Here is a 20,666-nt window from a genome sequence, read left to right as displayed (position 1 = left end):
CTCAGGCCGCCGGGCAGATCGGCAGGTCGGACTTCTTGCTGGCACCCACCGCGCCGCGCACCTTGGGCTTGTCCGCCATCACGAGAACGAAGGTCACCAGTTCCGCCGTGTTTTCCGGGGGAAGGGGTGAGAGCAGCCTTGTCGCGCGCTCGATCGCCTTGCACTGGCCGGGCTTGATCCCCCTGGTCACGACGGCGGCGACCATGCCTTCCGCAAATGGCTGCAGCGCCTCGTCCGAAAGGCTCGAGACGATATCCTTGAGCTTGTCGTCATTGCCGCCGAGCTTGACCAGCGCCGCACGCGCTTCCGGCCAGGCCGCGCTCTTGCGCGCTGCATAGCGCTGCACCAGCGAGGAACCCTGCGTCGCGAAATAGCCCTGCGGCGAGAGCTGCGGACGGCAGGTCTTCATGGTGGAATCCATCACCACCGGCAGCGCATAGGTCACAAGGCTCGTTACCTCGCGCTCGCTCAGGCAGGCCGGTTCCTGCGCCGCGGCGAGTTCCGCTGCGCCGAGCGAGGTCAGCGCCGCGCCCCAGACCAAGTTCCGTACCAGCGACATGAACCGCAACTCCTTCAGCCGCGCGCGATGACAGTGGCCACCGCCTGCGCAGCAATCCCTTCGCCGCGACCGGTGAAGCCGAGCCGCTCGGTGGTTGTCGCCTTGACGCTCACCGCGGCGATGTCAATCGCCAGAATCGCCGCGAGCCGTGCCCGCATGGCTGCCTTGTGGGGGCCAATGCGCGGAGTCTCGCAGATGATCGTGACATCGACGTTGCCAATGGCATAACCCGCCGCGGCCACCAGTGTTCCTGCATGCGCGAGGAACCGGTCCGATGCGGCACCCCGCCACTGCGGGTCCGATGGCGGGAAGTGATCGCCGATATCACCCGCCGCCACCGCGCCCAGCAGCGCATCGACCAGCGCATGGATGGCGACGTCAGCGTCGGAGTGCCCGGCAAGGCCTTTGGAATGCTCGATTTTCATGCCGCATAGCCATAGTTCTTCGCCCTCGGCAAGGCGGTGAACGTCGTAGCCCATGCCGGTGCGCACGGCGGGGAGTGTCATGCCGTCATCCTTCAGATCTTCCGCAAAAGTGACTTTCTTGAGCCGCTCGTCGCCCGGAACGAGCGCGACAGCCAGCCTTGCCGCTTCGGCAACGGCAGCGTCATCGCCTGCATCCGCTGCGCCATCCCATACCCGGTGCGCGGCAAGGATCGCATCGAAGTGGAAGGCTTGCGGGGTCTGCACGCGGTAAAGCCCGTCGCGCTCGACAAAGGCGCCGCGCAGCCCCTCCGCCCCGCGCACCACGCTGTCCACCACCGGCAGCACCGGAATGGCACCGGGCCGGGCTTCGAGCGCGGTGACCAGCGCCGCAATAACCGCCTCGGGAAGATCGGGCCGTGCCGCATCGTGGATCAGCACATGATCGGGTACATCGCCTGCAAGTGCTTCCAAGCCGGCGCGCACCGATCCCTGGCGGCTCGCCGCGCCGTGGACGAAGAGCACGCCGGGCAGTCCGGCCAGTGCCTCCTTTGCGGTATCTTCCCAGTTTGCGGGGATCACTGCCACGATCGGCGAAACCCCGGCCCTGGCGAGCGCTTCCACCGAATGCCGCACCAGCGGCTTGCCCCGCCAAAGCGCAAACTGCTTGGGCACCGTTCCACCCGCACGCAGACCTTGCCCGGCGGCGACGACAACAGCGGCAACGGAAGCGGATGCAGGCAGGCTCATGCACCGCCCCTTACAGTCCTTGCCGCAAACCGCGCAATCGACTAAGCGCATGCCTCTTTTTTAGGCAGACCCTTATGAGCGAACTTCCCGCCCCGCCCGAGCTCAAGCCGATCATGGTCGGCCCAGTGCGCATTGCGCAGCCCGTCGTGCTGGCGCCGATGACGGGTGTCTCGGATCTGCCGTTCCGCACCATGGTCCGCCGGTTCGGCTCGGGCCTCAATGTGACGGAAATGATCGCCAGTCCCGCCGCGATCCGCGAAACGCGCCAGTCGATCCAGAAAGCGGCGTGGCACCCCACGGAAGAGCCGGTCTCGATGCAGCTCATGGGCAACGAGCCCGCGCAGATGGCCGAAGCGGCCCGCATCTCGGAAGACAAGGGCGCGGCAATCATCGACATCAACATGGGCTGCCCGGTGCGCAAGATCGTCAGCGGCGATTGCGGCTCGGCGCTGATGCGCGACATCCCGCTCGCCACCGCGCTGATCGCGGCGACGGTCAAGGCGGTCAAGGTGCCGGTCACCGTCAAGATGCGCATGGGCTGGTGTCATGACAGCCTCAACGCGCCCGAGCTTGCGCGCATCGCGCAGGATCTCGGCGCGCAGATGATCACCGTCCACGGCCGCACCCGCAACCAGATGTACAAAGGCAGCGCCGACTGGGCTTTTGTGCGGAAGGTGAAGGATGCGGTTTCGATCCCGGTCATCGTCAACGGCGATATCTGCGGGATCGAGGACGCCGCCGCTGCCATCGAGCAGAGCGGAGCGGACGGCCTGATGATCGGGCGCGGCGCCTATGGCAAACCGTGGCTGCTGGGGCAGGTCATGCACTGGCTCGATACCGGCGAATATCGCCCCGAACCCACCCTTGCCGAGCAATATGCCCTGATCACAGAGCATTATCATGCAATGCTCGAGCATTATGGCACCATCACCGGCGTCAACATGGCGCGCAAGCACTTGGGGTGGTACACCAAGGGCCTGGCCGGTTCGGCGGAGTTCCGCAACCGCGTGAACTTCATCGACGATCCCAAAGTCGTGCTTGCTTCACTTGCCGAGTTCTATGGCCGCGCGATGGCTGCCCCTGCCAGCCGCGCGGCGGCATGAGCGGTCCTGCCGACTGGCGCAAGGTTGGCGATAGCGCGCGACCTGATCCCAAGCGCATCGTTGCCAGTTTGCCGCTGGCGATATTCACACTGGCGCTCGACCTCACCATCGCCGCCGCCAATCCCGCAGCCGAACAGCTGGCCGGGCAAGGCGCCCGCAGGCTGGTCGGCAAGGCAGTGGAGGATGTCTTCGCCTTCGAGGAGCCGCTCATCCTGCGCCGTCTGGCCGAGGGTGAAGCGCAGCTTCTTGCGCGCGATTCGCTTGTCCGCATTCTCGGTGCGCCCGCGCGCCGGATCGACGTCATGACCTCTCCGGTCGCCTATTTCCCTGGGTGGCAGCTTCTCGCGCTCAGCGAGGGTGTCGGGGTCGAGGCGCTTTCGGGCGACGGCGGCGGAGCCGGGGCGGGGGAGGGCACACCGCTGCGCGCGCCCGAAGTCCTCGCGCATGAGATCAAGAACCCACTGGCGGGCATTCGCGGCGCGGCGCAGCTCCTGGGCCGCAAGCTGGGCGATACCGACCGGGCGCTCACCGAACTTATTACCGGTGAAGTCGACCGCATTGCCAAGCTGGTCGACCAGATGCAGTCGCTCTCCCGCCGTGGGCGCGAGCCCGGAACCGCCTGCAATCTGCACGAAGCCGTGCGCCGCGCGCAAGCGGTGGTGGCGGCGGGGCACGGCGGATTTGTGGTCGAGGAAGAGTTCGATCCCTCGCTGCCGCCGGTCATGGCCAATCCCGATGCGCTGGTGCAGGTCTTGCTCAACCTCTTCACCAATGCGCGAGAGGCCTGCGAAACCGCGCGCGAGCCCCGCATCGCCGTGCGCACCCGCTTTGCCAGCGGCATCCAGCTCCATGCCGGCCCCGGGGGCAAGCCGCTGCGCCTGCCAATCGAGCTGCGCGTCAGCGACAATGGCCCCGGCATCGATCCGGCCCTGCGCGATCACATTTTCGATCCTTTCGTGACCGGCAAGAAGAACGGGCAGGGCCTTGGCCTCGCGCTTGTCCAGAAGCTTGTGCGCGAAATGAACGGACGCGTGACGCACGACCGCGATGATTTGCGCGGATGGACGCATTTCCGCCTGCATCTGCCCGTGGCTGGAGCCGTGAAACCATGAAGCGCCGTATTCTTCTCGTGGAGGACGACGCCTCGATTGCGCTCGTCATCACGGCGGCGCTCGAGGCCGAAGGCTATGACGTCTCCCGCTGTGCCTCGATAGCCGATCGTGACCGGCTGCTGGCGGAGCGACAGTATGGCCTGATGCTCACCGACGTGGTGCTGACCGACGGCGATGGAATGGAAACCCTCGGGCGCGTGCGCGAGACGGCCCCGCACATGCCGGTGATCATCCTTTCGGCACAGAACACGCTCGATACGGCTGTCCGCGCGAGCGATACCGGCGCCTTCGAATACTTCCCCAAGCCCTTCGATCTCGATGAACTGGTCCGCACGGTGCGGCAGGCCATCGGTTCCAGCGAGAGCGCCGGCGCCGAGGAAATCGCCGAGGACGTTGCCCCCGGCTTGCCGCTGGTGGGCCGCAGCCTCGCCATGCAGACGGTCTACCGCATGATCACGCGCGTGCTGCGCAACGATTTGACCGTCCTCATCCTTGGCGAATCCGGCACGGGCAAGGAACTGGTGGCCGAGGCGATCCATCAGCTCGGCAAGCGCAATGCCGGGCCCTTCATTGCCGTCAATACCGCCGCCATCCCCAGCGATCTCATTGAAAGCGAACTGTTCGGGCACGAAAAGGGCGCCTTTACCGGCGCTGTCACACGCCGCATCGGCAAGTTCGAACAAGCACGCGGCGGTACGCTGTTTCTCGACGAAATAGGCGACATGCCGCTGGATGCGCAGACCCGGCTGCTGCGTGCGCTGCAATCGGGCCGCATCCGCCGTGTCGGCGGCACCGAGGAAATCACGCTCGACTGCCGCATCGTTGCAGCCACCAACCGCGACCTTGAACCGATGATCGCGGCCGGCACCTTCCGCGAGGATCTCTATTATCGCCTCGCCGTTGTGCCGATTTCGCTGCCCCCCTTGCGCGAGCGCGCCGATGATATCGAGGCGCTGGCCCGCCACTTCCTTGTCCGTGCAGCGGGGGAGGGCCTGCCGCGCCGCCAGTTGACTGCAGCCGGCGCAGCGCTGCTTGCGCGGCAGCCTTGGCGCGGCAATGTGCGCGAGCTGCGCAATTTCGTCTATCGCCTCGCGCTGCTCGCCCGCGATGAAGTGATCGATGCCGCCACCATTGAGCCGCTGCTGGCACAGGACCGCGCTCAGCCGCATCCCGGACTCGCGGCGCCGGTGCTGGCAGCCGATTTCGCCGAGGCGCTCTCCAATTGGCTCGCTCAGGAAGAACCGGGCGAGGGCGAACTCTACAGCGCCGCGCTTGCCGCATTCGAGCGCCCGCTGTTCCTTCATGCGCTGTCTGTCACCGGCGGCAACCAGCTGCGCGCCGCGCGCCTGCTCGGCATCAACCGCAACACGCTGCGCAAGCGCCTCTCCGAGTTGTCGATCCATCCTGAAGACGCGGCCACGCGCGGCTGAGCGGACTTGAGGGTGGCTGCGGCCTCGGACTGACGTCACGCCGCGGCGATATGCCGTCCGCCGTATGTAGTCTGCTTTTCGTCGAATCGACTTGCAATCCTGCAACAGCAGTGTTGTACATTCGCAACGATGGTTCAGAACGGCAAAGGCGGCATGCGGCGCTCACCGAGGTGGTATCGCCGCCTTCTGGTGGCGATGCGTCGCGCCAACGTTTTCCTGCTGCTCGAAATGACCGCGACCATGGCGCTCGCGCTGATGGTCACCGTCACCTGGATGGCGCTGTCCTCAAGCGGTAACGCCAATCAGCTGCTGCCTTCCCGGCTGACCGCCAGCCTGCTGATCGGGACGCTTGTCCCGGCCATGGCCCTGATCGTACTGATCGGCCGCCGCCTCGCGTTGCGCCGCGCGGCGCGCAGCGTGCTTGGCAGCAGCGGACGGCTCCATGTTCGGCTTGTCTGGCTGTTCTCGCTCATTGCGGCGATTCCAACGCTGCTCGTGGTGGTTTTTGCCTCGCTCCTGTTCCAGTCGGGCGTGGAGTTCTGGTTCTCCGACAACTCGCGCGGCATGCTGGAAAACGCCAACAGCCTCGCGCGGGGTTATTACGCCGACAAGCTGCGCGATGTTGGCAATGAAAGCGTCGCGATGGCGGGCGACCTGCGCGACTATCTGGGGCAGGCGCCGATCACCAGCCAGGAATTCGCCGAGGGCTATTCGTGGCAGGTGATCAATCGCAGGCTCAACGAATCTGCGATCATCGAGAAGGGCCCGGACGGGACCCTGCGCACTGCGGCCATCGTCGATCCGGCCAGAAACGAGCAGCGCGAGCGGATCACGCCTTCGGAACTCGCACGGATCGATGGGGGTGAGCCGGTCGTCGTCACCGCATCGGCGGCGCGGATCGAAGCAGTCACCCCGGTCGACCGTACCCGCGGCATCTATCTCTACGTCGCGCGCAATTCCGATGCGCTGGCGCTCAACCAGTGGCAGCGCGCGCAGAGCGTGCTCAAGGCCTACGATTTTCTTTCCCGCCGTGCCCGCGCGCTGCAACTGCGGTTCAACATCGCGCTGCTGGTAATCAGCCTTGCGCTGGTCGGGCTGGCCGTGTGGGTCGCGCTGCGTTTTGCCGACCGGCAGGTCGCGCCGCTGATCGAGCTTGTCTCGGCGGCGCGCAATGTCGGCAGCGGCAACTTCGAGATGCGCGTCCAGCCCGGCAACGGCACCGATGAAGTCGGCCTCCTCGCGCGGGCCTTCAACCGAATGACCGCGCAGCTGGAAACGCAGACCCTGGCCCTTGTCAGCGCCAATGCCCAGCTTGAAGTGCGCCGCGCCTTTATCGAAGCGGTGCTGGAATCCATCACCGCCGGCATTGTCTCGATCGACCGCGAAGGTGCGATCCGACTGATGAACAGCTCGGCGCAGGCGCTGCTGCAGCCGGCGCGCGAACATGAGGAAGTGCCCAATCCCGTCGGCGCGCCGCTGGCCGAAATCGCGCCGCAGCTGGCCCAGTTTGTCGCCGGCGGAGAGCCCAGCGGCATTGTCCACTATGCCAAGGGCGGTGATCTGCTCACGCTTGCGGTCAAGGTCACGGCAGACCGCAACGGCCACGTGATCACCTTCGAAGACATCACCCGCCAGCTGCTCGATCAGCGCCGCGCCGCCTGGTCCGACGTTGCCCGCCGTATCGCGCACGAAATCAAGAACCCGCTGACCCCGATCCAGCTTGCGACCGAGCGGCTCAAGCGCCGCTACCGCCGCCAGATCGAGACTGATCCGGAGCTTTTCGAGGAACTCACCGCCACGATCATCCGTCAGGTCGGCGATCTGCGTCAAATGGTCGACGAGTTCTCCTCGTTTGCCCGCCTGCCCAAGCCGGTGTTCCGCGCCGAGGATGCGAGCGACCTCGTCCGGCAGGCTCTGTTCCTGCAGGAAGTGGCGCACAGCGACATCACTTTCACCTTCGAGGGCGAGGCTCAAGTACCGGTCGAGGCGGATCGCCACCAGATCGGTCAGGCCATGACCAATGTGCTCAAGAATGCCATCGAGGCGATCGAGACGCGCGCCAAGGGTGAGGATATCGCCTATCGCGGGCGGATCGCGGTGAGCCTGACGGCCGACCGCCAAGCCGTTACCGTGACGATCGCTGACAACGGCGTCGGCCTCCCGGCCGAGCGCGACCGCATCCTCGAGCCCTACATGACAACGCGCGAGAAGGGCACCGGCCTCGGCCTCGCGATCGTAAACAAGATCGTTGAGGAGCATGGCGGCGCCATGGCCTTTGCGCCCAACGAAGCGGGCGGCACTTCGGTGATCATGCGCTTTGCCCGCAATCCCATCGCGGCAGAGGCTGTCTCTGATACGCCTGCCGCCCCTGCCACGCCCGTTCCCGCCAACCGCTAGACTAGACACCCAGGACCAACCGACCAATGGCACTCGATATCCTCATCGTGGACGACGAACGCGATATCCGCGAGCTTGTCGCCGGCGTGCTCAGCGACGAAGGCTACGGCTGCCGCACGGCAGCAGACAGCACCGCCGCGCTCGCTGCAGTGGACGAGCGGCGGCCCAGCCTCGTCCTGCTCGACGTCTGGCTCCACGGCAGCCCGATGGACGGCCTCGAAGTGCTCGACGAGATCAAGAAGCGCGAGCCGGAACTGCCGGTGATCATCTTCTCCGGCCATGGCAACATCGATACCGCGGTCTCGGCGATCGGGCGCGGGGCGATGGACTTCCTTGAGAAGCCTTTCGAGGCCGAGCGCCTTCTGCTCCTCGTCGAACGCGCCACCGCCACCGAACGCCTGCGCCGAGAGAACGCGCGGCTGCGGCAGGGCCTCTCGATGGCCGATGGCTTCACCGGCAATTCCAGCGCGATCAATGCCGTGCGCGCAACCTTGAAGCGTGTGGCCAACACCGGCAGCCGCCTGCTCATTACCGGTCCGGCGGGCTCCGGCAAGGAAGTCGCCGCGCGGCTGCTCCATTCGTGGAGCCCGCGCGCCGATCACGCTTTCGTCACCGTCAATTCCGCGCGCATCACCCCTGAACGCTTCGAGCAGGAGCTGTTCGGTGAGGAAATCGACGGCAAGCTGGTTCGGGCAGGGCTGCTCGAAATGGCGGATGGGGGAACGCTGTTCCTTGATGAAGTGGCCGAGATGCCCGCTTCCAGCCAGGCCCGCATTCTGCGCGTGCTCACTGAGCAATCGTTCGTGCGCGTCGGCGGCCACCGCCAGATCCGCGTCGATGTGCGCGTCGTCTCGTCCTCTTCGCGCCCGCTCGAAAAGGAAATCGCCGAGCGCCGCTTCCGCGAGGACTTGTACTACCGGCTCAACGTGGTTCCCGTCTCGATCCCGTCGCTGATCGAGCGGCGCGAGGACATCCCCGCGCTCGCTGACCATTTCTTCTCGCGCTACGCCAACGAGCAGGGCGTGCAGCCGCCGGCGATCTCGCCCGAGGCCATTGCCGCGATGCAGAGCTATGACTGGCCAGGCAATGTCCGCCAGCTGCGCAATGTGGTCGAGCGCACGATCATTCTCGCCCCGCGCGAGCGGCTGACTCGCATCGATGCCGACATGCTCCCGTCTGAAATCGTGACCACGCGCCTCGGCGGCGATTCGAGTACGTCAGCGCTGATGGGCGTGCCCCTTCGCGAAGCGCGCGAGAACTTCGAGCGTGAGTATCTCAAGGTCCAGATCCGCCGGTTCTCCGGGAATATCTCGAAAACTGCGAGCTTCATCGGCATGGAACGCTCGGCACTGCACCGCAAGCTCAAGCTCCTCGGGATGGCCGAGCGCCGTGAGGACGAAGAGCTCGATTGAGCCGCCGCTCATAAGGTCAGCAACGGCTCAACCCATTTTGCCCCTGTACGAAGCAGCAATCCCGACATAGGATTGTGGCTGCTGACCGGCTGTGGCGCCGCGCAAACCTTTGTCGAGATTCGGTTCAGACCGAGCTTCGAAGGGAGTGAGTGCGGGCCCTGCCAGATTGTGCCTTGTCGCCGCAGAGCGTTCGGGCACCAAAAAAACGAAAGGAAATACCATCATGACCGGCAGAACCCTATCCGCGCGTCCGCGCACCAAGGTTGAACCGACCCCGGCTCCCGAAGCCGCTGCCCCCGCGGTGGCGCTTGTTGCAGGGAAGGGCCAGAACCTTCAGGATGTCTTCCTCAACTTTCTGAGAAAGAACAAGATTCCCGTCACGATGTTCCTCGTGAAGGGTGTCAAGCTGCAGGGCATCGTGACCTGGTTCGACAACTTCTCCATTCTCCTGCGCCGCGATGGGCAGTCGCAGCTGGTCTATAAGCACGCCATCTCGACCATCATGCCCGGGCAGCAGCTCGCTGCGGCGCATTTCGCCCCCGGCAATGACGATTCCTCGAAGAAGCGCCTGCTGCAGGACGTGTTCCTCTCCAGCGTGCGCGATGCCGGGGTGCAGGTGACGATGTTCCTGGTGAACGGCGTCATGCTTCAGGGCCGGGTTGCGGCGTACGATCTGTTCTGCATGCTGCTCGAACGCGAGGGCTATGTGCAGCTCGCCTACAAGCACGCTGTCTCGACGATCCAGCCGGCCGGCCATGTCGACCTCTCTGGCGAGTGGGACGGCGAATCATCCTGAACCTTGAAACAGGCCGAACCGCATGAGCGGTTTTGAATTCGGCCGGGAAACCGAGCTTGTCGGGGAAGTGACACGCGGCGCCCGCGCCGTCGTTGTCCTTCCCGACTTGCGCCAGAAGGGCGGGCTCGATGCCGAGTCCCGTCTGGAAGAAGGGCAGGGGCTCGCCCGCGCGATCGGCATCGATGTCGTCGATGCCTTCGCGCTGCCGATCCGTGCCGTGCGGCCTGCCACGCTGTTTGGTGAAGGACAGGTCCAGAAGATCGCCGTCGCGATTGCCCAGTCGGATGCCGAACTCGTCATCATCGATGGCGCGCTTTCGGCGATCCAGCAGCGCAATCTCGAGGACAAGCTCGAACGCAAGGTTATCGACCGCACCGGGCTGATTCTCGAAATCTTCGGCGAGCGTGCCGCCACGGCGGAGGGTCGCCTCCAGGTCGAACTCGCCCACCTCGATTATCAGGCCGGCCGCCTCGTGCGCAGCTGGACTCACCTTGAACGCCAGCGCGGCGGCTTCGGCTTCCTCGGCGGTCCCGGCGAAACCCAGATCGAGGCTGACCGCCGCCTGATCCGTGGCCGCATGGCCCGCATCCGCCGCGAGCTCGAGCAAGTCCGCCGCACACGCACGCTCCACCGCGAACGCCGCCAGCGCGCGCCGTGGCCGGTCATTGCGCTTGTCGGCTATACCAACGCCGGCAAGTCCACTCTGTTCAATCGCATGACCGGAGCCGATGTCATGGCCGAGGACCTGCTCTTCGCCACGCTCGACCCCACGATGCGCGCCATCCGCCTGCCGGGGCTCGACAAGGCGATCCTGTCCGACACGGTCGGCTTCATTTCCGAGCTTCCCACGCAGCTCGTGGCCGCCTTCCGTGCCACGCTGGAGGAAGTGACCGCGGCTGACGTCATCGTGCACGTGCGCGATATCGCCAATCCCGCAACCTCGGCGCAGAAACTCGAAGTCGAGGAAATCCTCGCCGATCTCGGCGTGATCGGGGAGGAGGGCGCCTCGGTTCCGATCATCGAAGCGTGGAACAAGTGGGATCTGCTCACTGATGAAGACAGCGCCATGCGCCGCGATCTTATCACGGCGGGCGTGCCCGACCGGCAGGTCGTGCCGATCTCGGCACAGACGGGCGAGGGCGTCGACAAGCTCGTTGCGCTGCTGAGCGAGATGCTCACCGGCGGCGCACAAGTGCTTGAATTGTCAGTGCCAATGGCGGACGGACAGAAGCTCGCATGGCTCCACGCGCACGGCGAAGTCATGTCCGAAATGCAGATCGAGGATGAAAACGGCGCCCCGATGCAGCGCCTGACCGTGCGGCTTACACCGCGCGAACTGGGGCGTTTCGTCCAGCTTTGAGCGGTCAGCCTTCGGCAGCCTTGACCTGCTGCCACAGCGCTTCCTGTTCCTCCAGCGAAAGCGAAGGGAAAGCAGATCCCGCCAGCGCTTCCATCCCGCGGAACCGCCGCTCGAACTTGGCATTGCCGTGGCGGAGTGCATCTTCCGGTGCGATGCCATATCGGCGCACCAGATTGACCGCCGCGAAAAGCAGGTCGCCCGCTTCGTCGAGCCGCTCGGCTTCGCTTCCGGCATCCGCCAGTTCGTCCAGTTCTTCGATCACCTTTGCGCGCGGGCCTGCGGTGTCCGGCCAGTCGAAGCCAACGCGTGCCGCGCGCTTCTGCAGTTTCTCCGCCCGCATCAAGGCCGGCAGAGCGAGTGCCACGCCATCAAGCGCACTCGTCGCGCCCTTGGCCGCGCGCTCGGCGGCCTTCTGGGCCTCCCAGCGGACTTCACGCGATTGGCCCTGATTGGCCGCATCGCCGAAGATGTGGGGGTGCCGCTCGGTCATCTTGTCCGAAATGGCGTGAGCGACGGCATCGAAGTCGAACGCGCCCAGTTCTTCGGCCATGCGGCTATGGAACACGACCTGAAGCAGCAGATCGCCGAGTTCCTCGCGCAGCGCGGAGAGATCATCGCGCTCGATCGCATCGGCCACTTCGTACGCTTCTTCGATCGTGTAAGGCGCGATCGTCCGAAAGCTTTGCGCAACGTCCCATTCGCAGCCCGTCTCGGGATCGCGCAGCCGCGCCATGATTCCCAGAAGCCTTGCAATTCCGGGAGCCGTGGCTGTTTCCGTAGCGGGGGAGACCTCGGGAGTGACGCTCATAAGGACCGATCCTTGAGTTTGATAATATTTATTATGTTAAATGGAGCCAAAGCCACTCATTGCCGAAACCCAGCAAACGCCAGTGCTGCGGCAAGGATGATCACCACCCAGGCCCCTGCCATCATCATGCCCGACGAAAGCTTGAGGCCGCGCAGCCGCCCGTTGGCAAGGACAAGCACCAGCGCCGCCACGATCCCGATCAGCGCGACGAACTTGTCCGGCGTCACAGTTCGATTTCCATCCCGTCATAGCCGGGTTCGACATGCCCCGGCGTCTCGTCGCACAGCGTCCGGTAATCCATGCTCTTGTCGAGATGCGTCAGCACCGCGCGCTCCGCCCGGCAGGCCTCGATCAGTTCAAGCGACATCGCAAGATGCGCATGGGTCGGATGCGGCTGCCGCCGCAGGGCATCGACCACCAGCACATCGACCCGATCAAACAGCGCCACCATCTCGCCGGTAATCGCACTGAAGTCCGTCGCGTAACCGATTGACTTACCGCCCTGATCGAAGCGGAACGCGGTGGTCTGCGCGGGGCCATGCGGCATCTGGCAATGAGTCACGCCGATTCCAGCCACCATGCGGACGCGATCGAGATTGTCGAGGTTGCAGATCGTCGGATAGCCAAATTGCCCGGCGAAGACATAGCCGAAACGCTGCCGCAACCGGCGAACCGTCTCATCTGCCGCATAGCCAGGTATCGGCGCGCCACGGCCCATGCGCAAAGGCCGCAGATCATCGATTCCATGCGTGTGGTCGGCATGGTCGTGCGTCCAGACCACGCCGTCGATCCGCGCAATGCCCGTCGCGAGCAGCTGGTGGCGCAAGTCCGTCGGCGTATCGACAAGGACCCGTCCGCCATCGGCGCCTTCCACCACAATCGCCACCCGCGTGCGCCGGTTGCGCGGCTCCTCCGGGTCGCAATCGCCCCAGTCGTTGCCGATGCGCGGCACCCCGGTCGAAGTGCCGGAGCCCAGTACGACAAGCTTCATGCCGGCGCCTTGGTGAACAGGCGAAAGAAATTTGCTCCGGTCTGGTCCGCAAGTGCTTCAGGCGAGGTTCCCCGCAGCGCCGCCACGAAGGCGCAAGTATCGGCAACAAAGCCCGGCTCGCAGACCTTGCCCCGATGCGGCACCGGCGCAAGGAACGGCGCGTCGGTCTCGACCAGCAGCCGCTCATCGGGAACTTCGGCAACAAAGGCCTGCAAGTTCTTGGCGTTCTTGAAGGTCACGATCCCCGAGATCGAAATGGTCAGGCCCAGATCAAGCACCGCGCGGCCAAACTCTGCGCTGGCCGTGAAGCAATGGATCAGCGCGGGAAACACGCCCTTCGCCATTTCCTCGGTGAGGATCCGCAGCGTGTCGTCTTCGGCATCGCGGGTGTGAATGACGATCGGCAGGCCGGTTTCGCGGGCAACACCGATGTGCACCCGGAACAGGTCCTGCTGCACCTGCCGGTCCGAATGATCGTAGTAGTAATCAAGCCCAGTTTCGCCGATGGCGATCACCTTGGGATCGGCCGTTGCCGCGAGCAGCGCCTCGGCCCCCAGATCGGCATGGGCATCGGCCTCGTGCGGATGGATGCCGATGCTCGCCCACACATCGCTCTCGCGCTGCGCTGTCGCCAGCACGGCATCCCATTCGCTCTGCCGTGTCGAGATATTGAGGAAGCCCTGCACGCCGCGCGCCCGCGCGCGCGCCAGCACGTCGGCCTGTGTTTCGATCAGACCCTTGTAGTTGAGGTGGCAGTGCGAATCGATCAGCATCAGGCGGCGTCTTCCTCCGGCAGCTCCAGCCTTGGGAACGCCGGGCTCGGTGCCGCGAGCCGCTCGCCGGTGGCGACGCGCGCGAGGAACCAGTCGGCCTGCGTCAGCGCGGTGATCCCGCGCTCGCCCGCCGGAATTCCCAGCTGATCCAGCACCTTGTCCGCCGCTGTAGGCACGACCGGGTGGATCGCGATGGTGAGATCGCGGATCGCCATGAACAGCGTCATCAGCACGGCGCGCATGCGTTCGGGATCGCTCTTGCGCAGCGCCCAGGGCGCCTGCTCGTCGACATACTGGTTGCATGCAAACACCGCGCGCATCCACGCGTCGATCCCGGCCGAGAAATTGAGCGCAGCAAACTCGCGCGGCAGGTCGTCGTGGCAAGCCTCGAACACCGTGGCAAGCAGCCGGTCATCTGCCTCGGCACTCGCGAACTTGGCAATTTCGCCGTCCATGTTCTTGAAAATCATGGAAAGCGTGCGCTGCACCAGATTGCCGTAGCTGTTCGCCAATTCGGCGTTGCAGCGTGTCACGATGGCTTCGGGCGAATAGGAACCGTCCTGGCCGAACACCACGTCGCGCATCAGGAAATAACGCAGGGTGTCGACCCCGAATGTCTCGGCCAGCGCCAGCGGATCGGTCACGTTGCCGAGCGACTTCGACTCCTTCTGCCCGCGGTTCAGAAGGAAGCCATGGCCGAAGACCTGCTTTGGCACCGGCAGGCCGGCACTCATCAGGAAGGCTGGCCAATAGATCGTGTGGAAGCGCACGATGTCCTTACCGATCAGGTGCAGGTCAGCTGGCCAATACTCAGCATAATCCCCTGTTTCATCGGGAAAACCAAGGCCGGTGATATAGTTCGTCAGCGCATCGACCCACACGTACATCACGTGGTTGTCACTGCCTGGAACCTTGACGCCCCAGTCAAAGCTTGTGCGCGAAACCGAGAGATCGCGCAGGCCCTGCGAAACGAACGCGATCATCTCGTTGCGGCGGCTGTCGGGCTGAATGAACTGCGGATTGTCGCGGAACAGCGCGAGCAGTGGCTCCTGATACTTCGAGAGGCGGAAGAACCAGCTTTCCTCGACGGTCCATTCGACCGGAGTACCTTGCGGAGAGAGCTTCTCCCCCCCTTCCCCGTCGATCAGTTCGCTGGCGTCATAGTAGGCCTCGTCACGCACCGAGTACCAGCCCTCGTAACGGTCGAGATAGAGGTCGCCGTTCGCCTCCATCCGCCGCCACAATTCCTGCGTTGCTGCATGGTGGCGCGGTTCGGTGGTGCGGATGAAGACGTCATAATCGACATTCAGGGCATCAGCCATCGCAATGAAATGGCTCGTCATTTCATCCGCCAGTTGAGCCGGGGTCACGCCCAGCTCGCGCGCCTTCTGCGCCATCTTGAGCCCGTGCTCGTCGGTCCCGGTCTGGAAGCGCACATCGCGCCCCATCGCCTTGTGGAAGCGCGCAATCACGTCGGCGGCGATCGCCTCATAGGCGTGGCCGATATGCGGCTTCCCGTTGGGATAGCTGATGGCGGTCGTGATGTAATAGGGCTCGCCCATGGGCTGCGACTGTCCTTGGCTTTGGGAAGGCCGGCGGGGTCGGAATCCGTCAGGCCGCGTTCTCCCTAGTGCGCGCCACCGATGCCAGCAAGCCGCCGATTTCCAGAAGCAGCAGTGCAGGCTCGAAGTTGTAAGTGGGCGCCTGCGCGGCCAGCGTTGCCAGCGCGGCATGCGCCTCGACAATCCGCAGCCGCGCCGCATCGTCGCAGCGCGCCAAGGCGGCCACGAGTACGCGCCGGGCTGCCTCGATCGCGGCCAGCAAGCGCTCGCGATCCGGGCGCTGGCCAAGCGCGGCCGAAAGCTCTCCCCGCAGCGCAAGATCGGGATCGCCTTCGGTCGCGAGCCGGGTCATGATCTTCCACGCCGCGCCCAGTTCCATCTCGGCAAAGGCCAGCGCCGCCCCCGGTGCGCCGCTTCCGGCTGAAATGGCCGCCTCCAGCGCCGCGCCGCCCAGTTCCGGTGCGGCCTGAGTCAGCGCCCGCGCCATATCGTCCGGCTCCAGCGGTTGAAACCGCAGCACCGTGCAGCGCGATCGGACAGTGGGCAGAAGCCGCCCGATCTGGTGCGTCACCAGCAGGAAGAAGGTGCCAACAGGCGGCTCCTCCAGGCTTTTGAGCAGCGCGTTGACCGCCCCCTTCTCGAGATCGTCCGCCGCATCGATGATGACCGCTCGCCGCGTGCCCAGCGTGGGCCGGGTGACGAGGCGCCGCTGCACGCCGCGGATCTGGTCCACGCTGATGTTGCGCTTGCGAGTGTAAGCCTTGCCATCGTCACGCTTCCTGGCCTCGTCATCGTTGCTCGGCAGCGGTTCAAGTACGTGAATGTCGGGGTGCATCTCCGGCGCGGGCTGTGGCACGCCCGGTTCGGCGACGAGCTCCGCAGCTGCCGCCCGGGCAAAGCTGGCTTTCCCCAGCCCTTCTCGGCCCGCAAGAATCCAGCCATGATGCATGCGCTGCCCGGCCTGAGCCGCGCGCCAGACGGCCCAGGCCTCGTCGTGACCGATCAGGCGCACAGGCTGTCCACCGCCGCCAGCACACGCACATGCACGGCCTCTGGCGCGCCATTCGCCGCGATCACCGCAAACCGCTCGGGCTCCGCCTCGGCAAAGCGCCGGAAAGCGGCGGCGACCCGTGCATGATAGTCCGCGGCCCGCCCGCCGATCCGATCGAGCGCACCGGCATCGCGCTTTTCCACGCGCCTCGCCGCTTCAGCAGGATCGAGCGTCAGCAGCACCGTGCAGTCGGGCAGGAGCCCTGCGCTGCCGATCCGGTGCAGCGTCAGAATGTCCGCGTCTTCCAGCCCGCTGCCGCCGCCCTGATAGGCGCGGCTGCTGTCGAGGTACCGGTCGCACACCACCCAGGCACCGCGCGCCAGAGCCGGGCGGATCAGCCTTTCGACATGGTCTGCACGGGCGGCCGCGAAGAGCAGCGCTTCGGCGCGCGCGCCCCAGCCAAGGCCATCCTTGGCCAGCCCGTCCTTGTCGAGCAGCATCGCGCGGATCGCCTCGGCACCCGGGGTTCCGCCCGGCTCGCGTGTGGTGACGACTTCAAGCCCGCGCGCGCGCATGGCTTCGGCGAGCAGCCGGCTCTGGGTCGACTTGCCGACCCCCTCCCCGCCTTCGAAGACGACGAACTTTCCCGGCATATGGCCGCTCATTGCCCCAGCATCGCCAGCAGGCCATTACGCAGCCGCGCCAGTGCACCGGCTTCGGGCACCGCCTCCGCCGCCACCAGCGGCAACCGGGTCTCCCCATCGCCCGGTACCCGCACGACGAGGCTGGCGACTTCGTCGCCTTTCGCGATCGGCGCTCGCAGCGGCCCCTTGTAGCGCAAGCTGAGCGCATACCGGGCCTGTGCCCCGCGCGGCAATGTCAGCGCGAGCGGGTGCGGCGCCATCAGGCCGACACTGCGAGCCTCGCCGCCCTGCACTTTCGCCATGCCGATCCTGGCCCCTTGCGCGAAGAGCGGATGCTCCTCGAACGCGGCAAAGCCCCATTCGATGAAATCGCGCGATTCCCTCGCGCGCACCTTGCCGTTGTCGTAGCCGCCGACGACCATCATCAGCCGCCGCCCATTCCGGATCGCCGAGCCGACGAGGCCATAACCCGCCTCGTTGGTAAAGCCCGTCTTGACCCCGTCCGCGCCTTCGACATGGCCGTAAAGCGGGTTATGGTTGGGTTGCTCGATCCCGCGGAACGACATCCGCTCGTGCCCATAGAACCGGGCGTAGAGATCGGGGTGGCGCGTGATCAGCGCCGTGCTCAGCTTCGCCAGATCGGCTGCGGAGACATAGGTCTCTCCCTCGTCCATCCAGCCATTGGCGGTGTTGTAGTGCGTGTCCTTCAGCCCCAGCTTCCTGGCCTCGGCATTCATCATCTCGGTCCACGCGCCGACACTGCCGGCCGCACCTTCCGCGAGAACCACGCAGCCGTCATTGGCCGAAACCGTGACAATGCCCTCCAGCAGTTCGGCAACCGAGGTTTCACTGCCATCGGCGAGGAACATCGTGCTACCCACCCGGTGCCACTGCCTGAAGGCCTCGTGGCTCATCGTGAAGCGCTGATCGAGCTTAAGCTTGCCCGCCTTGATCAGCTCGAAGGCGACATAGCTGGTCATGATCTTGGTGAGCGAAGCTGGCACGAAGCGTCGGTGCGACTGGCGCTCGAACAGCACGCGCCCGCCATTGACGTCGATCAGCAGGGCAATCGGCGCGGAAATCTGAGGCATGGCGAGCGCAGCCTGCGGTGCCGGTTCCACCACCGGGGCCGCTGCGCGCACCGGCAAGGCAGCGAGCGCGGCGATCAGAACTGCGGTCAGGGTCCTCGATTGCAAGTGCGGGTCCTCAGCTTCTGCAGGACCGCAGCGGACGGGACTAGTCGCGCACGATCCGGGCACCCGCATAGCCCGCAGCGCGCGCCTTCGCCAGTCCGCGCTCCGCCTCATCCACGGCGGAAAACGGCCCGCTGCGCACGCGCCAGAGCGATCCGGCTTGCACCAGCGATCCGCCCGCCTTGCGTGCGGCGGCCTCGGCATTGGCGCGCTGCGAGAACGCGCCGATCTGCACGAAGAACCTGCCCGCGGCCACAGCCGGGCGCTTCGGCGCCTCTACCGGCGCGGCCGGCTTGGGAGCAGCAACAACTGCCTCTGGCTTGGAAGCAGGCTTGGGCACCGGCTTCGGGGCAGGCTTTTCCGGGGTTGCGGGGGCTTGGACCACGGGCTTGACCGGCGCCGCAGGCTTGCTCGGCGCCACAGGCTTGGTCGGCGCCGCCGGGTTTGGCGTGCCAGACCCGGCTACTTGCGCGGGGTGGATCGTCACCGGCAGTTCGCCCACCGGCGGCTCGAGGCCCAGCTTGCGCCGCAGCGCGGCGAGCAGGCCCTGCGGGGTATCCATGCGGGGCGGTACCGCCTGTCCTGAGCGCAGAAGCGCCCGCTCGGGCTCGGGCGGATTGACCCGCCGCACCCGCACCGGCGCCGAGGCATCGCCGGGCAGGCCCAGCTGCGCCCATGCCATTGGTGACAGCGCCAGCAGGCCATCGCCGCTCATCGGTCCGCGGCGGTCGATCCGCACGAGGATCGTCCGCCCGCTCGCCAGCGAGGTTACTTCAACATAGCTGGGGACCGGCAGCGTCCGGTGCGCGCCATTGATCCGCGCCGCTGCAGCTTCGTCTGCCCCCATCGGCACAGCCTTGCCCACGGCATCATAATTCAACGCATCCGACGGCGTGTAGGTCACGCCATCGATTACGAAGGGATCGCCGAGCGTTACCGGATAGTCGCCCGCCGGCCCCATGACATCGGGCGCCGCCGCTTTGCGCTCACGCGCCGCAGCGCTGCTGGTAAAGCCTGCGCCCAGCGCGAGCACCATGGCCAGCGCAAGCACGCCACTGTTCCTGTTAACGGGCAATTTCATCAGCCAGAAGTCCCACCGAGAGGGCGTAGAGATTCGAGCAGTTGTAATCGAGGATGACCCTATAATTTCCGGTTAGCAGATAGGCTGTCTGGCCGGGACCATCAGGTTCCAGCAGGCTCGCGAGCGTATCATCCGCCAGAGTGGGGGCTCGCGGCATGACGCCAAGCGCCTTCCATTCGCCCACAGTCTTCCACCGCGAATGCCGCGCAAAGACCTGCGGGCAGCGCGGGCTGGCCAGTGCCGTGCCGAGCGCCGGGCGATCGAGCGGCAAGGTCACGTCCGCCGCCACGCCCCACGGCTCCCCTGTCCGCCATCCGGCGTCACGGAAGTAGTTGGCGATCGAGGCCAGCGTATCGGGTTTGCTCGCCCAGATATCGGCAAACCCGTCACCATCGCCGTCACGGGCGACGCGCAGATAGACCGATGGCAGGAACTGCGGGTTGCCGAAAGCACCGGCCCAGCTGCCGACCAGCTTGGCGCGAGGCACCCCGCGATCGACCATCTTGAGTAGCGCGATGAATTCCTCGGCGAACAGCGCCCGCCGCCGTCCTTCATAGGCGAGCGTCGCCAGCGAGCGCGCCAGATCGAAATCGCCGGTGTAGGAGCCGTAGTTGGTTTCATGCCCCCAGATCGCCAGCACGATCTTGGCCGGGACGCCATAGCGCTGCTCGATCCCCGCGAGAGTCTCGGCCGAGGCGAGATACTGGCGCCGCCCTCCGGATATCCGCGCGGCATCGACATGTGCGCGGCGATACCCGGCAAAGGCCGGGATCGAGGAGGATGTGCCGGGCTGCGCACGGTCCAGCGCGATAACCCTGGGGTTCTCGGTAAGGCCGGCCATCACCGAGGCGATCGTCTCCTCGCGCACACCCTCGGCCCGCGCCTTGGCGGCGAGGTACTGGAGGTAGCCCTGAAAGCCTGCCGCCGCTTCATCGCCCTGCGCTCCGGCAGGCCCGGCCAGAAGCGAGAGCACCAGCGCAGCAAGCGCTGCCCGGATGAGGCCAAGCGTCTTGGGCGCACGGAAACAGTGGGGAACCTTCATCGCAGCGCGACAGTCGCACAGCGCGGCGGCGCTGGGAATCCCTCAATCGATGAAACGCGTGGGAAGCACCGCGAGCACTACGCGCGCAAAACCACTTTGCGAGCCATCATTGGCCCGCTATCGGCTCTCACGCGCGCTGGCGCTGCGGACAGGTGGCCGAGTGGTTTAAGGCAGCGGTCTTGAAAACCGCCGTGGGTGGAAGCTCACCGTGGGTTCGAATCCCACCCTGTCCGCCAATAA

The 20,666-nt window shown here is 65.8% G+C and carries 19 protein-coding genes and 1 tRNA gene; 8 read left to right on the top strand and 12 right to left on the bottom strand.

Going from position 1 to position 20,666, the window contains the following annotated elements:
• Position 1: 1 nt before the first annotated feature.
• Positions 2-559 carry a hypothetical protein gene (locus K5Q19_RS05015; protein ID WP_292941830.1) on the bottom strand — a complete coding sequence of 186 codons (558 nt, stop codon included), beginning with the start codon at positions 557-559 and terminating at the stop codon, positions 2-4.
• Between the two features lie 14 nt (positions 560-573).
• On the bottom strand, positions 574-1,731 hold the full coding sequence (locus tag K5Q19_RS05010; RefSeq protein WP_292941828.1) for a bifunctional 2-C-methyl-D-erythritol 4-phosphate cytidylyltransferase/2-C-methyl-D-erythritol 2,4-cyclodiphosphate synthase: 1,158 nt from the start codon (positions 1,729-1,731) through the stop codon (positions 574-576).
• A gap of 74 nt (positions 1,732-1,805) precedes the next feature.
• Between K5Q19_RS05010 and dusB the strand changes: the two genes are divergently transcribed.
• From dusB to hflX, 7 genes are all read left to right on the top strand, one after another.
• Positions 1,806-2,834: a tRNA dihydrouridine synthase DusB gene (dusB, locus tag K5Q19_RS05005; RefSeq protein ID WP_292941826.1), complete on the top strand. Its 1,029-nt coding sequence runs from the start codon at positions 1,806-1,808 to the stop codon at positions 2,832-2,834.
• Positions 2,831-3,946: an ATP-binding protein gene (locus K5Q19_RS05000; protein WP_292941824.1), complete on the top strand. Its 1,116-nt coding sequence runs from the start codon at positions 2,831-2,833 to the stop codon at positions 3,944-3,946. Before dusB ends, K5Q19_RS05000 begins: the two co-directional genes overlap by 4 nt.
• On the top strand, positions 3,943-5,376 hold the full coding sequence (locus tag K5Q19_RS04995; protein ID WP_292941822.1) for a sigma-54 dependent transcriptional regulator: 1,434 nt from the start codon (positions 3,943-3,945) through the stop codon (positions 5,374-5,376). The genes K5Q19_RS05000 and K5Q19_RS04995 overlap by 4 nt, the downstream gene beginning before the upstream one ends.
• Positions 5,377-5,529: 153 nt before the next feature.
• A complete protein-coding gene (locus K5Q19_RS04990; RefSeq protein ID WP_292941820.1) occupies positions 5,530-7,773 on the top strand; it encodes an ATP-binding protein in 2,244 nt (747 codons plus the stop codon).
• 26 nt (positions 7,774-7,799) lie between these two features.
• Complete coding sequence (locus K5Q19_RS04985; RefSeq protein ID WP_292941818.1) at positions 7,800-9,185, top strand: sigma-54 dependent transcriptional regulator; 1,386 nt, start codon at positions 7,800-7,802, stop codon at positions 9,183-9,185.
• 223 nt (positions 9,186-9,408) lie between these two features.
• The gene (gene hfq, locus K5Q19_RS04980; protein WP_292941816.1) at positions 9,409-9,981 is read left to right on the top strand and encodes an RNA chaperone Hfq; all 573 of its coding nucleotides are present in this window, start codon (positions 9,409-9,411) and stop codon (positions 9,979-9,981) included.
• A gap of 22 nt (positions 9,982-10,003) precedes the next feature.
• A complete protein-coding gene (gene hflX, locus K5Q19_RS04975; RefSeq protein WP_292941814.1) occupies positions 10,004-11,341 on the top strand; it encodes a GTPase HflX in 1,338 nt (445 codons plus the stop codon).
• 4 nt (positions 11,342-11,345) lie between these two features.
• On the opposite strand, the gene mazG is transcribed toward hflX, so the two are convergent.
• From mazG to K5Q19_RS04925, 10 genes are read right to left on the bottom strand one after another with little or no spacing between them, the layout of a single operon-like run.
• Positions 11,346-12,149, bottom strand: a complete 804-nt coding sequence (gene mazG / locus K5Q19_RS04970) for a nucleoside triphosphate pyrophosphohydrolase (RefSeq protein WP_292941812.1) — start codon at positions 12,147-12,149, stop codon at positions 11,346-11,348.
• Positions 12,150-12,205: 56 nt separating this feature from the next.
• On the bottom strand, positions 12,206-12,376 hold the full coding sequence (locus K5Q19_RS04965) for a hypothetical protein (protein WP_292941810.1): 171 nt from the start codon (positions 12,374-12,376) through the stop codon (positions 12,206-12,208).
• Positions 12,373-13,140, bottom strand: coding sequence for an MBL fold metallo-hydrolase (locus K5Q19_RS04960; protein ID WP_292941808.1), 768 nt, complete (start codon positions 13,138-13,140; stop codon positions 12,373-12,375). The genes K5Q19_RS04965 and K5Q19_RS04960 overlap by 4 nt, the downstream gene beginning before the upstream one ends.
• Positions 13,137-13,913: a TatD family hydrolase gene (locus K5Q19_RS04955; RefSeq protein ID WP_292941806.1), complete on the bottom strand. Its 777-nt coding sequence runs from the start codon at positions 13,911-13,913 to the stop codon at positions 13,137-13,139. Before K5Q19_RS04955 ends, K5Q19_RS04960 begins: the two co-directional genes overlap by 4 nt.
• Positions 13,913-15,475, bottom strand: a complete 1,563-nt coding sequence (gene metG, locus K5Q19_RS04950) for a methionine--tRNA ligase (protein ID WP_292941804.1) — start codon at positions 15,473-15,475, stop codon at positions 13,913-13,915. The genes K5Q19_RS04955 and metG overlap by 1 nt, the downstream gene beginning before the upstream one ends.
• 49 nt (positions 15,476-15,524) lie before the next feature.
• Complete coding sequence (locus K5Q19_RS04945; protein ID WP_292941992.1) at positions 15,525-16,481, bottom strand: DNA polymerase III subunit delta'; 957 nt, start codon at positions 16,479-16,481, stop codon at positions 15,525-15,527.
• Entirely contained in the window at positions 16,478-17,119 is a 642-nt protein-coding gene (gene tmk / locus K5Q19_RS04940) for a dTMP kinase (protein ID WP_292941802.1), read from the bottom strand. The genes K5Q19_RS04945 and tmk overlap by 4 nt, the downstream gene beginning before the upstream one ends.
• A gap of 8 nt (positions 17,120-17,127) precedes the next feature.
• Positions 17,128-18,306, bottom strand: coding sequence for a D-alanyl-D-alanine carboxypeptidase family protein (locus K5Q19_RS04935; RefSeq protein WP_292941800.1), 1,179 nt, complete (start codon positions 18,304-18,306; stop codon positions 17,128-17,130).
• Between the two features lie 40 nt (positions 18,307-18,346).
• Entirely contained in the window at positions 18,347-19,384 is a 1,038-nt protein-coding gene (locus K5Q19_RS04930) for an SPOR domain-containing protein (protein WP_292941798.1), read from the bottom strand.
• The gene (locus tag K5Q19_RS04925; protein WP_292941796.1) at positions 19,368-20,426 is read right to left on the bottom strand and encodes a lytic murein transglycosylase; all 1,059 of its coding nucleotides are present in this window, start codon (positions 20,424-20,426) and stop codon (positions 19,368-19,370) included. The genes K5Q19_RS04930 and K5Q19_RS04925 overlap by 17 nt, the downstream gene beginning before the upstream one ends.
• Positions 20,427-20,572: 146 nt before the next feature.
• Between K5Q19_RS04925 and K5Q19_RS04920 the strand changes: the two genes are divergently transcribed.
• A tRNA-Ser gene (locus tag K5Q19_RS04920) sits at positions 20,573-20,662 on the top strand.
• Positions 20,663-20,666 lie beyond the last annotated feature (4 nt).

Source organism: Novosphingobium sp. (assembly GCF_019748365.1).
In the GTDB taxonomy this organism is placed as follows: domain Bacteria; phylum Pseudomonadota; class Alphaproteobacteria; order Sphingomonadales; family Sphingomonadaceae; genus Novosphingobium.
The sequence above is the reverse complement of the archived record's forward strand: the minus strand, read 5'-3'. Positions and strand labels throughout refer to the sequence as shown.

Bases quoted from the DNA above. Each gene is read 5' to 3' on its own strand.
- K5Q19_RS05015 (WP_292941830.1), bottom strand. From the start codon at position 559: ATGTCGCTGGTACGGAACTTGGTCTGGGGCGCGGCGCTGACCTCGCTC.
- K5Q19_RS05010 (WP_292941828.1), bottom strand. From the start codon at position 1,731: ATGAGCCTGCCTGCATCCGCTTCCGTTGCCGCTGTTGTCGTCGCCGCC.
- dusB (WP_292941826.1), top strand. From the start codon at position 1,806: ATGAGCGAACTTCCCGCCCCGCCCGAGCTCAAGCCGATCATGGTCGGC.
- K5Q19_RS05000 (WP_292941824.1), top strand. From the start codon at position 2,831: ATGAGCGGTCCTGCCGACTGGCGCAAGGTTGGCGATAGCGCGCGACCT.
- K5Q19_RS04995 (WP_292941822.1), top strand. From the start codon at position 3,943: ATGAAGCGCCGTATTCTTCTCGTGGAGGACGACGCCTCGATTGCGCTC.
- K5Q19_RS04990 (WP_292941820.1), top strand. From the start codon at position 5,530: ATGCGGCGCTCACCGAGGTGGTATCGCCGCCTTCTGGTGGCGATGCGT.
- K5Q19_RS04985 (WP_292941818.1), top strand. From the start codon at position 7,800: ATGGCACTCGATATCCTCATCGTGGACGACGAACGCGATATCCGCGAG.
- hfq (WP_292941816.1), top strand. From the start codon at position 9,409: ATGACCGGCAGAACCCTATCCGCGCGTCCGCGCACCAAGGTTGAACCG.
- hflX (WP_292941814.1), top strand. From the start codon at position 10,004: ATGAGCGGTTTTGAATTCGGCCGGGAAACCGAGCTTGTCGGGGAAGTG.
- mazG (WP_292941812.1), bottom strand. From the start codon at position 12,149: ATGAGCGTCACTCCCGAGGTCTCCCCCGCTACGGAAACAGCCACGGCT.
- K5Q19_RS04960 (WP_292941808.1), bottom strand. From the start codon at position 13,140: ATGAAGCTTGTCGTACTGGGCTCCGGCACTTCGACCGGGGTGCCGCGC.
- K5Q19_RS04955 (WP_292941806.1), bottom strand. From the start codon at position 13,913: ATGCTGATCGATTCGCACTGCCACCTCAACTACAAGGGTCTGATCGAA.
- metG (WP_292941804.1), bottom strand. From the start codon at position 15,475: ATGGGCGAGCCCTATTACATCACGACCGCCATCAGCTATCCCAACGGG.
- tmk (WP_292941802.1), bottom strand. From the start codon at position 17,119: ATGCCGGGAAAGTTCGTCGTCTTCGAAGGCGGGGAGGGGGTCGGCAAG.
- K5Q19_RS04930 (WP_292941798.1), bottom strand. From the start codon at position 19,384: ATGAAATTGCCCGTTAACAGGAACAGTGGCGTGCTTGCGCTGGCCATG.
- K5Q19_RS04925 (WP_292941796.1), bottom strand. From the start codon at position 20,426: ATGAAGGTTCCCCACTGTTTCCGTGCGCCCAAGACGCTTGGCCTCATC.